This is a genomic window from Paraburkholderia sp. A3BS-1L (genome assembly GCF_051125215.1).
GTDB lineage: Bacteria > Pseudomonadota > Gammaproteobacteria > Burkholderiales > Burkholderiaceae > Paraburkholderia.
The window spans coordinates 619487-632163 of sequence record NZ_CP120445.1; the positions used below are offsets into that span (position 1 = coordinate 619487).

Below are 12677 nucleotides of genomic sequence, written 5' to 3' on the forward strand. Positions count from 1 at the left end.
TGTGGAATACTATTCCACAAATTCAGATTTGGCAAAGACTTTGTGACCTGACCAACAACATGGAGACGGGACGATGCGGGTACTGATCACGGGTGGTAGTGGTTTTCTTGGGGCATGGATCATGAAGCGGCTACTCGCGCGCGGCATGGATTGCGTCGCGTTCGACCTGCGCGCGGACGCACGGATCGTCGAGGCACTTGCACCTGGTCGCGCGGCTTCGGTGCAATGGCGCACTGGCGACATCGCCAGCGCGGACAACACCGCGCGCGCACTCAAAGGCTGCGACGCCGTCGTTCATCTCGCCGGCATTCTCACGCACGATTGCGCAGCGAACCCGGTGCGCGGCGTCCAAATCAACCTGATCGGCACGCTCAACGTGTTCGAAGCCGCGCGCGCCGCAGGCATGCGTCGCGTGCTCTATGCGAGCAGCGCCGGCGTGTTCGGCCCCGACGACGGCGCCACGCCGCTGCCGCAAACGCACTACGGCGCGTTCAAGCTCGCCTGCGAAGGCTCCGCGCGCGCGTACTGGCACGATCACGGCATCGCGAGCATCGGCTTTCGGCCGCTGGTGGTCTACGGCGCGGGGCGCGAAACGGGTTCGAGTGCGGGGCCGAGCCTCGCCTGCCGCGCAGCCGCGCGCGGCGAACGCTACACGATTCCATTCAGCGGACAGACGGGTCTCGTGTTCGCGGACGATGTCGCCGCAGCCTACGAAGCGGCGCTGCTCAGCGAGTTCGACGGCGCGCACGCGTTCACGCTCGCGGGCGAGATGACGCCGGTCGGCACACTGATCGACAAGATCACGGCCATCGCGCCCGGCGCGCAAATTGACGCGAGCGGTCCGCCGCTGCCGATCGCCACGGCGTTCCCGCACGATCCCGCGCTAGCGCGCCTGCTGCCGGACCTGCCGCAAACGCCGCTCGATGACGGTCTGCGCCAGACCGTGGCGTTCTACCGCCACGGTCATGAGGCATCCTGATCGTCTAGCGCTGCGCCGCCTCGAGCGCTTCATCCAGCATCGGCGTGGCTGGCGCGCGCGTCGTGGCCGCGCGATGCACTGCCAGTGTCGCGGCCAGCGTGCGCGCGCCATCATCGGCCGCACATACCGGCGCTTCTTCGCGCGCGATCACGGCCGCGAAGTGACGCAACTGCTCATGATAGGGGTCGCGCGCGTGCGGCGTGCTGCGCTCCACCGTCAGCGGCTCGTGCCAACCCTTGCCGCTGCGGTACTCCCACACGTCGAGCTGCGGCAGCGTGAGCGATGCATCCGTGCCGATCAGGAAGTGCGTGTTCTCCTGCTGACGCGGATAATGGGTCGCCTCGCCCGCCGCGAGATCCCAGTTCCACGGCGCAGCGGCCGTGTCCGAGACGACAATCGTGCCGAGCGCCCCGCTCGCGAAGCGCAGCAGCACGGCGGCCGTGTCCTCCACCTCGAAGCCCCGCACGCCGTTCGAGGTCTGCGCCTGCACTTCGACGATTTCGCCGAGCAGGAACCGCATGATGTCGATGTCGTGGATCAGGTTGATGAGCACCGGACCGCCGCCTGCCTGGCGTCGCCACTGCACGTCGAAGTACGCATCGGGCTTGTAGAACGTGGCCAGCGCATTGGCCGCAACGGGCTTGCCGAGCCTGCCCGACTGCACGATTTCGCGCGCGCGGCGCAGGATCGGGTTGTGGCGGCGATGGTGGCCCACCAGCAGCGGCTCGTTCGCCTCGCGCGCGGCGCGGTCCAGCCGCAATGCGTCCTCCACGTGATCAGCGACCGGCTTTTCGATCAGCGCGGGTATCCCGCGCGCGACGCACGCTAGCCCGACATCGACGTGTGTCGCGTTCGGCGTCGCAACGATCGCGCCTTCGGGGCGCACCTCGTCGAGCATCGCCTCGTAGTCGGCGAACCAGCGCAGCGCTTCGGCGCGCGCGAACTGCTCAGCAGCCGGCGACGGGTCCGCGATCGCCACCACCTCTGCGTGCGGATGCAGCCGCGCGCGCTCCACATGCATCCTGCCGATCGCGCCCGCGCCGATCACTGCCAGACGTCTCCTTGCCATTGCCTCACTCCTCCTTGCTTCGGTTGAACGGGTTGTGTCCAGGGTGTCGCCGCGGGTGATGACGGTGATTACCCTGATACCCTGAAATTGCTTTTATTGTTGAATGCTATTCCACTTTGAACTAGAGTTCACAAAACTTTTCGGCACGGCGGGTTCGGCCGCTGTGGCGTCACAACGAAACAGACCCATTCAATCGGGACAGGAGCGGAGACAGATGACGGAAAAGCACAACGAGGACAGCAGCCTTCAGGCACAGGCCCACTCAACCCCCACGGCCAATGCGCCAGTAGGCCCGGTGCTCTCGCGGCGCGCGTGGCTCACCACGACGGGCAAGGCGCTCGCGAGCGGCGCGGCGGTGCTCGCGGCACCTGCCTTCGTGCGCGCACAGGGCGAACAGCCGCTCAAGCTCGGACTCTTGATGGCCAAGCAAGGCGTGTGGACCGAACAGGGCGAAGTGATCGCCAATGGCGTGAAACTCGCGCTCGACCAGGCAGGCAACCAGGCGCGCGGCCGCCGCCTCGATCTCGTCTGGTACGACGAGCCGAACCCGCAGTCGGCGCAGCAGAACATGCAGAAGCTCGTGGAAGAGGACAAGGCGATCGCCGTGATCGGCGGCACGAACAGCGGCACGTCGCTCGCGATGTCCTCAGTCGCGATGCGCACGAAAACGCCCTATATCGCGCCCAACGCTGCCGCGCGCGAGCTGACCGGCGGCAGTTGCAATCCGTACACCTTCCGCGTGCTGAGCCCGACGCCCGTGACCTGTCGCGCGCTCGCGCCTTCGCTGCTCGCCATCGGCAAGAAGTGGCATTTCCTCGTCGCGAACTACGCGTACGGGCAGGACATCCAGCGCTCGATGTCGGAGTTGCTCAAGCAGTCCGGCGGCACGATCACAGGCGCCGACGTCACGCCGCTCAACACCACCGACTTCAGCTCGTTCATCCTCAAGATCCGCCAGTTGATGCCCGATGTCGTGCTGCTCGGCCTGCCGGGAGGCGACCTCTCCACCTTTCTCAAGCAGTACGCGGAAATGGGCATGAAAGGCCAGATTCCGGTGGCCTGCCCGATCATCGGCGACTCGGACCTCTGGTCGATCAACGTTGACGCCGCAACCGGCTATTACGGCAAGCCCTGGCACTTCAGCTCACCGGGTCATTCGCCCGAAGAGGTTGCTTTCGTCAAACAGTACATGGCGAAGTACGGCAAACCGCCCGCAGACAAGGCGTGGATCGGCTGGTTCACCACGCGCGCGCTGCTTAAGGCAGTCAACGAGGCGAAGAGCACCTCGGGCGGCGACATCGTGCAGAGCCTCGAAACCGTGCAGGTCGGCGACAGCAGCAGCCCCGCGTATTTCCGGCCGTGGGACCACCAGTTGTTGCGGCGCTGGACCGTGTTCAAGGTGAAGGACCACATCACCGACAAATGGGACTGGCTCAATCAGGTCTCCGTCGTGCCGCAGAACCCCGCCGACCTCGACCGGCTCTACGGTTCGCGCCAGGAAATCGGCTGCACGATGGCCGCCCGCTGACGCCGCATTCTGGAGCACGGACATGGCAGAAATCGTCTTGTCCCAGGTAGCCAATGGACTGGTGCTGGGATTTCTCTACGTGCTGCTCGCGATTGGTCTGTCGATCATTTGCGGGCTGCTCGGTATCGTTAATTTTGCGCACGGCGCGCTGTTCGCGCTCGGCGCCTACTTCGCCATCGCGCTTTCCACGCAGTTCGGCTGGGGCGCCGTCGTGCTCGCGCCGGTGCTCGTGGCGGCTGTGGGTGTGCTGATCGAGGTCGTCTTTATCCGCCGGCTATACGGCAAGGAGCCGCTCCTTAGCCTCATCGTGACGTTCGCGCTCTCGCTGCTCATCACGGCGCTCACGCGGCTCATCTGGGGCGCAGGCGGCCTGCCATTCAGCCCGCCCGAAGCGCTCGGCGGTTTTCTCGTGTACGGGCCGCTGCTCATCACGAAGTACCGTTTTTTCGTGCTGGCTGCGACGGCGGCGATTCTCGTCGCGCTGTGGGGTTTCATGAAGTACACGCCTTATGGCCGCATTCTGCGCGCGGGAAGCCGGGATCCGGAAATGGTAGGACTACTCGGCATCAATCTGCCGCGCGTGCTCACTGGCGCATTCGCGCTTGGCGCGTTGCTCGCAGGCGCTGCCGGTCTGCTCGCCGCGCCGCTCGTCACAGTCACGCCAGGCATGGCGACCGCCGCGGTCATGCCGGCCTTCGTGATCGTGACTATCGGCGGCCTCGGCTCGTTTGCGGGCGCGGTGGTCGCCGGGTTGCTGGTGGGCGTCGTCACGGCGCTGGCCGTGCAGTTCTTCCCCGAGGGCTCTTCGGTCGCGATGTACGTGCTGATGTCCCTCGTCCTGCTCGTGCGCCCTCGCGGGCTTTTCGGTGAATGCTGGGAGCGCTTCGAATGAAACTCGGCAATCTGACCCGGCACCCCATCGCGGTGCTGACCCTCGGCCTGATCGTCGTCTCGCTCGCGCTCACCGCAAGCGGCACGCCGCTCGAGCGCGCAACGCAAATCGCCATCTACACGCTCTACGGCATGGGCGTGAACCTGCTCGTCGCCTATACGGGGCTCGTGCCGTTCGGCGCTTCGGTGTTCTTCGGCACCTCGACCTATCTCGTTGCGGTGTCACTGCTGCGCTTCATCGGCAACGAAATGCTCGCGCTTGCCGCGAGCGTCGTCATCACGGCGCTGATGGCTGCGCTGATCGGCGCGCTGGTGCTGCGCCGCCGCGGGCTCTACTTCTCGCTGCTGACGCTGGCGTGCTCGCAAATCGCCTTCGAAATCGCCTTCAAGTGGACCGACGTGACGGGCGGCGAGAATGGCCTGCAGAACGTGCCGCGCCCCACCTTCGCGACGTCGACGGCGTTCCACATGTTCGCCTGCGTCACCGTGATCGCCGTGGCGTGGGCGCTCTGGCGTCTCGTGCACGCGCCGTTCGGGCGTGCCCTGCAGGCGCTGCGCGACAACGAGCAGCGCGCCGCCAGCCTCGGCTACGACACCTACCGCCTCAAGCTCCAGGCATTCGTGCTCTCGGCGGCGGTGATCGGCTACGCGGGCGGCCTGCTCTGCCTGATGCTGCAAGGCGCATACGCCAACAACCTGAGCTGGGAACACGCGGGTGACAGCCTGCTGATGACCGTGCTGGGCGGCGTGCATCAGTTCCTCGGGCCGCTGTGGGGCTCGATTGCGTTCATCCTCCTGGAGGACAAGCTCAGCGGTCTCACCGAGCACTGGTGGCTGATCTTCGCGCCGATCATCATCGCGTTCGCATTCTTCTCGCCCGAGGGGATCCAGGGTCTCGTTCAGCGCATGCTGCGCCGGCCCGGCTGGACGCTGGTGCGCAACACCATTCCCTCGCGCCCCGAGATCATCGCGCCGTACCGCGCGAGCCGCGTGGACGCCGACCCCGCGAAGCCGGTGCTGAGCGTGCGCGGCCTCTCGAAGCGCTTCGGCTCGCTCGTGACCGCCGAACAGATCGACCTCGATGTGTATCCGTACCGGTTGCACAGTTTCATCGGCCCGAACGGCGCGGGCAAGACCACGTTCTTCAACATGCTCACCGGCGTGCTCTGGCCGAGCGCGGGCACGATCTCCTTCGACGGCCAGGACGTGACGAAGCTCGCGATGTTCCGCCGCGTGCGCCTTGGCATGAGCCGCTCGTTCCAGATCCTCAGCGTGTTCCGCAATCTCACCGTGTTCGAGAATGTACGCGTGGCCGTTCAGGCCGCACAGCGCGAACGCCTCGGCCTCTGGCGCGACGCGCATACGCTCGGCAAGCAGAACGCGCGGACCTGGTCGCTGCTCGCAGCCGTCGGCCTCGCCGATCGCGCGGCGCACGACTGCGACAGCCTCTCGCACGGCGAGCAGCGCCTGCTGGAAATCGCGCTCTCGCTCGCGACCGAGGCGCGGCTGCTCTTGCTCGACGAACCGCTCGCGGGCCTCGCCGAAGCGGATCGCGCGCGCGTCGCGGCCATCATCCGGGAGCTGGCGAATCATCACGCGGTGCTGCTCATCGAGCACGACATCGACCGCGTACTTACCATCTCGGACCGCGTGAGCGTGCTGCATCGCGGCCGCCTGATCGCCGATGGCTCGCCCGCCGACGTTGCAAAGCACCCCGAAGTGATCGAAGCCTACATGGGCCACGCCAAGGGCGAGCGGCCCGTCGATGCACGGCTTGCCGCGCGTGGCGGCGAAACGCAACCCGCCGCGAGCGCAACATCGCCGCGCCCCCTGCTGCGCCTCGAAGGCGTGAAGGCGGGCTACGCGGGCAACACGATCCTCGACGGCGTCGATCTCACGCTCAATGAAGGCGAAGTGGTCGCGATACTCGGCCGCAACGGCGTGGGCAAGACGACGACGCTGCGCGCCGCGACCGGCGTTGCCCAGGTCACGGCGGGCCGCATCATCTTCGACGGGCACGACGTCACCGGCCGCCCGGCGCACGAGATCAACAGGCTCGGCCTCGCGATGGTGCCCGAGGGCCGCCGGCTTTTCCCCAACCTCACGGTAAGCGAGAACCTGCGGCTCGCCGCGCGCAAGGGCGGCGCGAGTGTCGAGGAGATGTACGCGCTGTTCCCGCGCCTCGCCACGCGCCGCGACGCGCGCGCCGAGCACCTTTCCGGCGGCGAGCGGCAGATGGTGGCGATCGCGCGCGCGCTCATGGCGCCCGCGAAGGCGATCCTGCTCGACGAACCTTTCGAAGGACTCGCGCCCGCCGTCGTGCAGGAAGTGCTCGACGCCGTGGTGAAGCTGCGCGAGCGCGCGAGCGTCGTGATCGTCGAGCACCAGGCCGACATGGTGCTGCCGATCGCCGACCGCGCCTACGTGCTGGTCAACGGCCGCATCGCTTACGAAAGCAGCGCGAGCGCGCTCGAAGCCGACGCGCTCACGCAGGCAAGACTGCTCGGCATCATGCACGACGATGCCGGCACAACCCAGGAGATGAAAACAGCATGACTTTCCCCACCATCCAGGCCGCGCAGGCCACGCCCGCTTCGCTTGACGAAGGCCTGAGCGGCGCCACGCGTGTCTACTTCATCGCCGGCGATCCGATCGCGCAGGTGCGCTCGCCGAAAGGTGTGACGGCCGCGCTGCGCGAAGCGGGCCGCGACGCGCTCGTCGTACCCGCGCACGTCGCGCCCGCCGACCTCGCCGCGTTCTTCGCGGGCGTCGCGCCGATGCGCAACGTCGACGGCGTCATCATCACCGTACCGCACAAGTTCAGCGCGGCGGGGTTCTGCACGAGCCTTTCCGAAGAAGCCGCGTTTCTCGGCGCGGCGAATACGTTGCGGCGCACAGCGGACGGCGGCTGGCACGGCGGCATGTTCGACGGCATCGGCTTCGTCGCCGCGCTCGCCGACGAAGGCTGCGACCCGAGCGGCAAGCGCGCGCTGCTCGTGGGCGCGGGCGGCGCAGGCTCGGCCATCGCGCAGGCACTCGTGAATGCGGGCGTTGCCTCGCTCGACGTGCGCGACAACGACAGCGCGCGCGCCGGTGCGCTCGTCGAACGGCTCGCGGCGCTCGGGCGTGGCGCGGTGCGCGTCGCCGCTGCCGACGTGGCGGCCGAATCGTACGAGGTGGTCGTGAACGCCTCGCCCATGGGCATGCGCCCCGAAGACCCGCTGCCCATCGACGTATCTCGCCTGCCTGCGGGCACTTTCGTCGGCGATGTCGTGACGAAGCCGCCGCTCACGCCGTTCATCGAAGCCGCTCGCGCCCGCGGCTGCAAGACGGTGACCGGCACGCAAATGTTCGCGCGCGTGTGCGACCGCATGGTCGAGTTTCTTCTGGATTCGCAGGCATGAATGCGGACTCGCGGATCGCGGTCGTGACCGGCGGCGCGGGCGGCATCGGCCGTGCTATCGGGGCACGGCTGCAGCGCGACGGCCACCGTGTGGCGCTCTGGGATCTGGACGGCGACGCCGCCTCGCAAGCCGCCGCCGCGCTGCCCGAAGGCACGGCCATAGGCGTGCGCGTGGACGTTACCGACGAATCCTCGGTCGCGGCCGCCATGCAGGCCACGCTCGCGCGCTTCGGCGCACTCCATGTGCTCGTGAACAGCGCGGGCGCGACCGGGCCGGTCGCGAACGTGAGCGACTGCGACCTGACTGCGTGGCAACGCTGCATCGACGTGAATCTGCGCAGCGTGTTCCTGTGCTCGCGCGCAGCCGTGCCGCCGATGCGCGAAGCGGGGTTCGGTCGCATCGTGAACCTGGCGTCGATTGCGGGCAAGGAAGGCAATCCGCAAATGTCCGCGTACTCGGCCGCCAAGGCGGGGGTCATTGCGTTCACCAAATCCATGGGCAAGGAGCTTGCGCTCACACCCATCCGCGTGAACTGCGTCGCGCCCGCCGTGATCGAGACACCCCTGCTTCAGCAGATGACGGCCGAAGCGCTCGTGGCAAGCCTCGACAGAATTCCGATGCGGCGCGCAGGCACCGTGGGCGAAGCGGCGAATCTCGTCGCCTGGCTCTCCTCCGACCAATGCTCCTTTTCGAGCGGTGCGACCTTCGACCTCTCCGGAGGCCGCGCGACTTACTGATTCGCTTCTCGCATAACGGCGGCGCACCGCACCGCCGTCCCCTTTCTCTCTCACTACAACAAACAGGAGACAACCGATGAATCGCAGCACCGGACTCAAAACCGTTGCGGCAGGCGCCGCCCTGCTCGTCCTTTCCCCCGCCTTCGCGCAGTCGAGCGTGACGCTCTACGGCGTGGTCGACACCGGCATTGGCTGGACCAACAACCAGACCACTCTCGGCTCCACCACCGGCGGCCATTCGGCGGTGAAGATGGTGAATAGCGTGTGGGCGGGCAGCCGCTTCGGCCTGAAGGGCTCCGAAGACCTTGGCGGCGGCACGAAAGCCATCTTCACGCTCGAATCGGGCATCAATTCGGCCACGGGCGCGCAGCAATACACCAATGCGATGTTCGGACGGCAATCGTGGGTCGGCGTCACCAACCCCGAGTACGGCTCGCTGACCTTCGGTCGCCAGTACGCCTCGTATTACCAGTTGCTCTCCCCCTTCAGCCCGACCAACTCGCTTACCGGCTTCTACGGCGCGCATCCCGGCGACATCGACGGCTTCGATACCATCTATCGCGCCAACAACACCATCCAGTACCTCTCGCCGAAATTTCACGGCTTCTCTTTTGGCGGCTCGTATTCGCTCGGCGGCGTGCCGGGCAGTTTCAACGCGGGATCGACGTGGGCGGTGGCGGTGCAGTACCTGAACGGCCCGGTCGGCATGGGTGTGGGTTTTTCGCGCATCAACAACTCGACGCCTGGCGGCGGCGCGTTCGGCGCCGACTCCACGACCTCGAACAACGGCGCGCAGGCCGGCGTTTCCGCGCTCACCAACGGTTACCAGACCGCGCAGGCGCAGCAGCGCTTCGCAGTGGGCGCGAGCTACCGGTTCAACAGCGCATGGGATGTCTCGGCGACCTACTCGAACGTGCAGTACATTCCCGGCACAGGCTCGAAGTTCACCGACACCGCGATCTTCAACACGGGCGGCCTCGTGCTGCACTGGAAGCCGGCCGCGGCATGGGATTTCGGCGCGGGCTACAGCTACACGCGCGCCACGACGGCTAACGGCATCACGAACGCGGCGCAATACCAGCAATTCAATCTGTCGCAGTACTACGCATTGTCGGTGCGTACGGGCTTGTACATGCTGGAGGCATACCAGCACGCCAACGGCTCGACGCTCGGCACCGCCGGCAACGGCCGGATCATCGACGCAACGGCCACGCTCGGCGACGGGTTCAATTCGACACCGTCTTCCACGCGCAATCAGGTGGCCGTTGGCGTAGGGATCGTGCACCGGTTCTAACGGCCCCAATCCGGCACCACCTTCATTTTATTGAATACCATTCCACTTTTCATTTAACTGGAATAACATTCCACAATCATCAAGGACAATGTTCGCCTTCCGCGCCCAGCCGGGCGCGCGGCGAACCACAATGGAGGAGGCGCGGACATGGGTTCGAGCACAGGACAGCCCGGCCAGCAAGGCTGGGACGAGGAAGTCGATCTGCTGATCTTCGGCGCGGGCGCGGCGGGCATGACCGCCGCGCTCGTGGCCGATCACGAGAAAATGACCGTGCTGCTCTGTGAGAAGACCGGCATGGTGGGCGGCATTACGTCCACCTCGGGCGGCACCACATGGGTGCCCGGCACGAAGCTCAGCGTGGAGGCAGGCGTGCCCGACAGCGTCGACGATGCGCGCCGCTTCCTGCAGTCGGTTGTTGGCGCACGCGGCGGCGACGCAGCACGCGAGGCCTTTCTGCAAAGCGGCCCGCTGGCCATCGACGAACTGGCGCGCATCAGCGAAGTCAAGTTCGTCGCCGCCACCGCCCACCCCGACTACGTGAACGGACCCGGCGCGGCCTATGGCGGACGCGCGCTCGCACCGGCGCCATTCGACGCGCGCGCGCTCGGCAAGGACTTCGCGCGCGTGCGGCCGCCGCGCAAGGAGTTCATGGGGCTAGGCGGCATGATGGTCGCGCGCAACGATCTGAACATGCTGCTCGCGCCATTTGCGTCGTTTGCCAATTTCAGGCGCACGATCGCTGTAGTGGGCCGCTATGCGATGGACCGGCTGCGCTACCCGCGCGGCACGCAGCTCGTGATGGGCAACGCGCTCGCCGCGCGGCTCTTTTACAGCCTGCGCAAGCGCGGCGTGGAGGTGCGATTCGACACGCCCCTCGTCGAGCTGGTACGCGAAAGCGGCCGCGTGACGGGCGCGATCGTCGCGACGCCTGGCGGCGGCCACCGCCGCATTGGCGCGCGCCGCGGCGTGGTGCTGGCAACGGGCGGGATCACGCGCCACCCAACGCTGCGCAACCGGTTCTTTCCCACCGGTGCACGCGGCCTTTCGCTTGCGCCGGAAACGCACACGGGCGACGGCGTGGACCGCGCCCGGCAACTCGGCGCGAATGTCGAGAACGGCGGCGACAGCCCCGGCCTCTGGATGCCCTGCTCGATCCGCCGCGCGCCGGGCGGCGACTCAAGCGAAGACAGCGTCTGGCCGCACATTATCCTCGACCGCGCGAAGCCCGGCCTCATTGCGGTGAACAGCCGGGGTGAGCGTTTCGTCAACGAATCGAACTCGTACCACGACTTCGTGATGGGCATGCTGCGCGATGCGCAAGGCGGCGACGGGCCTAGCGTGCCCGCTCACCTGATCGTCGACGCGGCGTTCATCCGCGAGTATGGCCTCGGGCTGCTGATGCCTGCGCGCAGCGCGGGACGCATCGCCGCGTTCGAGCGCTCGGGCTATCTCGTGAAGGGCAATACGCTGGCCGAACTGGCCGCGAAGCTTCAGGTCGATGCAGCCGGCCTCGCGCGCACGGTCGAGACCTACAACCGCGCCGCAGTCGATGGCAAGGACCCCGCATTCGAGCGCGGCAGCAGCCCGATGAGCCGCTTCAATGGCGACGCGCGGCAGCAGCCCAATCCCTGCATCCGGCCAATCGGGGCGGGACCGTATTACGCTGTGACCGTCTGGCCCGCCGATCTCGCCTGCAGCGCCGGCCTGAGCGGCACCGCGAATGGCGAAGTGCTCGATCACGGCGGCAACGTCATTCCAGGCCTCTTTGCATGCGGCAACGATCTCGCTTCGATCTTCCGCGGCACGTACCCGGGCCCCGGCACGACGCTCGGCCCGGCCATCGTGTTTGGCTGGCGCATCGCGAAGTTCGTCGCCCAGCGCTGCCGCGAACGCGGCACAAGCCGTGCGCAAGGCCAAAGCGTGGGCCTGAAACGGAGAAAAGATTCATGCAACGCATCGTCAGTCGCCATCAACTGAGCATGCCCGCGCTCGGCCTGGGCACCTGGCTTATGCTTGGCGACGAATGCACGCGCCCGGTCGAGCAGGCGCTCGACCTCGGCTATCGGCATATCGATACGGCCGCCGCGTACAGCAACGAAGAGGCGGTTGGCAAGGCCATAGCGCAATCGCACGTGCCGCGCGAACAGATTCACGTGACCAGCAAGGTGTGGCGGGATCAGCTCAGTCCAGAGCGTATGCAGGCATCGTTCGAGAACACGTTGCGCTCATTGCGTTCGGATTACGTAGACCTGTTCCTGATTCATTGGCCCGCGCAGGACTGGGATCTCGAGCGGACGATCGAGACGCTCGTTTCATTCAAGGAAACAGGACGCGCACGCGCGATCGGCGTCGCCAACTTTCCGCTTGTGCTATTGCGCGAAGTTGTGGAAGGGCTGCAGGCGCCCCTGGCCGCCATGCAGGTGGAATATCACGTGGCGCTCAGCCAGGCGAAACTCCTGAACTTCGCCCGACAGCATGACATGACGCTCATCGCTTACAGCCCGCTTGCCCGTAACAAGGTACGGAGATGCCGGAACTCCGTCGAATCGCCGCAAAACACGGCGCGTCGTCCACGCAGGTCGCATTGAAGTGGTTGCTCGACCAGGAGAATGTGGCCGCGGTGCCCAAGGCAAGCGGCAGGGCGAATCAGCTCTCGAATCTGGAATCCTGCGACCTGCAGCTGGACGACGAAGATCGCGCGCTTATCGCACGGTTGCCGAAAAATATGCGCCTTGTCAGTCCGGCTTTCGCACCGAAGTGGGATGAACCTTAAGG

General features: G+C 66.7%; 9 protein-coding genes and 1 pseudogene. 9 read left to right on the plus strand and 1 reads right to left on the minus strand.

Annotated elements, in window-relative coordinates; all coding sequences use genetic code 11:
• Nucleotides 1-73 precede the first annotated feature (73 nt).
• On the plus strand, nt 74-979 hold the full coding sequence (locus P5W99_RS33525; RefSeq protein WP_421028139.1) for an NAD-dependent epimerase/dehydratase family protein: 906 nt from the start codon (nt 74-76) through the stop codon (nt 977-979).
• Nucleotides 980-983: 4 nt separating this feature from the next.
• Here P5W99_RS33525 and P5W99_RS33530 read toward each other — a convergent pair whose 3' ends face one another.
• Nucleotides 984-2048, minus strand: coding sequence for a Gfo/Idh/MocA family protein (locus tag P5W99_RS33530; protein WP_421028140.1), 1065 nt, complete (start codon nt 2046-2048; stop codon nt 984-986).
• 214 nt (nt 2049-2262) lie between these two features.
• Here P5W99_RS33530 and P5W99_RS33535 point away from each other — a divergent pair, with 214 nt between their 5' ends.
• The 8 genes and pseudogenes from P5W99_RS33535 to P5W99_RS33570 all read left to right on the plus strand — a co-directional run bounded on the left by P5W99_RS33535 (nt 2263) and on the right by P5W99_RS33570 (nt 12675).
• Nucleotides 2263-3576 (plus strand): ABC transporter substrate-binding protein, encoded by a 1314-nt coding sequence (locus P5W99_RS33535; RefSeq protein ID WP_434665583.1) that lies wholly within the window; start codon nt 2263-2265, stop codon nt 3574-3576.
• A gap of 22 nt (nt 3577-3598) precedes the next feature.
• On the plus strand, nt 3599-4468 hold the full coding sequence (locus P5W99_RS33540) for a branched-chain amino acid ABC transporter permease (protein WP_434665586.1): 870 nt from the start codon (nt 3599-3601) through the stop codon (nt 4466-4468).
• Complete coding sequence (locus P5W99_RS33545) at nt 4465-7023, plus strand: branched-chain amino acid ABC transporter ATP-binding protein/permease (protein ID WP_434665588.1); 2559 nt, start codon at nt 4465-4467, stop codon at nt 7021-7023. Before P5W99_RS33540 ends, P5W99_RS33545 begins: the two co-directional genes overlap by 4 nt.
• The gene (locus P5W99_RS33550; RefSeq protein ID WP_434665591.1) at nt 7020-7871 is read left to right on the plus strand and encodes a shikimate dehydrogenase family protein; all 852 of its coding nucleotides are present in this window, start codon (nt 7020-7022) and stop codon (nt 7869-7871) included. The genes P5W99_RS33545 and P5W99_RS33550 overlap by 4 nt, the downstream gene beginning before the upstream one ends.
• Nucleotides 7868-8608: an SDR family oxidoreductase gene (locus tag P5W99_RS33555; RefSeq protein ID WP_434665594.1), complete on the plus strand. Its 741-nt coding sequence runs from the start codon at nt 7868-7870 to the stop codon at nt 8606-8608. The genes P5W99_RS33550 and P5W99_RS33555 overlap by 4 nt, the downstream gene beginning before the upstream one ends.
• Nucleotides 8609-8684: 76 nt before the next feature.
• Nucleotides 8685-9902, plus strand: coding sequence for a porin (locus P5W99_RS33560; protein ID WP_434665597.1), 1218 nt, complete (start codon nt 8685-8687; stop codon nt 9900-9902).
• 147 nt (nt 9903-10049) lie between these two features.
• On the plus strand, nt 10050-11879 hold the full coding sequence (locus P5W99_RS33565; RefSeq protein WP_434665600.1) for an FAD-binding protein: 1830 nt from the start codon (nt 10050-10052) through the stop codon (nt 11877-11879).
• A 32-nt stretch (nt 11880-11911) separates the two neighbouring features.
• Nucleotides 11912-12675: pseudogene (locus P5W99_RS33570) on the plus strand (aldo/keto reductase).
• Nucleotides 12676-12677: the final 2 nt, after the last annotated feature.

What these genes read in the sequence shown, in the direction of transcription:
- P5W99_RS33565 (WP_434665600.1), top strand. Translation starts at nt 10,050, where the DNA reads ATGGGTTCGAGCACAGGACAGCCCGGCCAGCAAGGCTGGGACGAGGAA.
- P5W99_RS33540 (WP_434665586.1), top strand. Translation starts at nt 3,599, where the DNA reads ATGGCAGAAATCGTCTTGTCCCAGGTAGCCAATGGACTGGTGCTGGGA.
- P5W99_RS33530 (WP_421028140.1), bottom strand. Translation starts at nt 2,048, where the DNA reads ATGGCAAGGAGACGTCTGGCAGTGATCGGCGCGGGCGCGATCGGCAGG.
- P5W99_RS33560 (WP_434665597.1), top strand. Translation starts at nt 8,685, where the DNA reads ATGAATCGCAGCACCGGACTCAAAACCGTTGCGGCAGGCGCCGCCCTG.
- P5W99_RS33545 (WP_434665588.1), top strand. Translation starts at nt 4,465, where the DNA reads ATGAAACTCGGCAATCTGACCCGGCACCCCATCGCGGTGCTGACCCTC.
- P5W99_RS33555 (WP_434665594.1), top strand. Translation starts at nt 7,868, where the DNA reads ATGAATGCGGACTCGCGGATCGCGGTCGTGACCGGCGGCGCGGGCGGC.
- P5W99_RS33535 (WP_434665583.1), top strand. Translation starts at nt 2,263, where the DNA reads ATGACGGAAAAGCACAACGAGGACAGCAGCCTTCAGGCACAGGCCCAC.
- P5W99_RS33525 (WP_421028139.1), top strand. Translation starts at nt 74, where the DNA reads ATGCGGGTACTGATCACGGGTGGTAGTGGTTTTCTTGGGGCATGGATC.
- P5W99_RS33550 (WP_434665591.1), top strand. Translation starts at nt 7,020, where the DNA reads ATGACTTTCCCCACCATCCAGGCCGCGCAGGCCACGCCCGCTTCGCTT.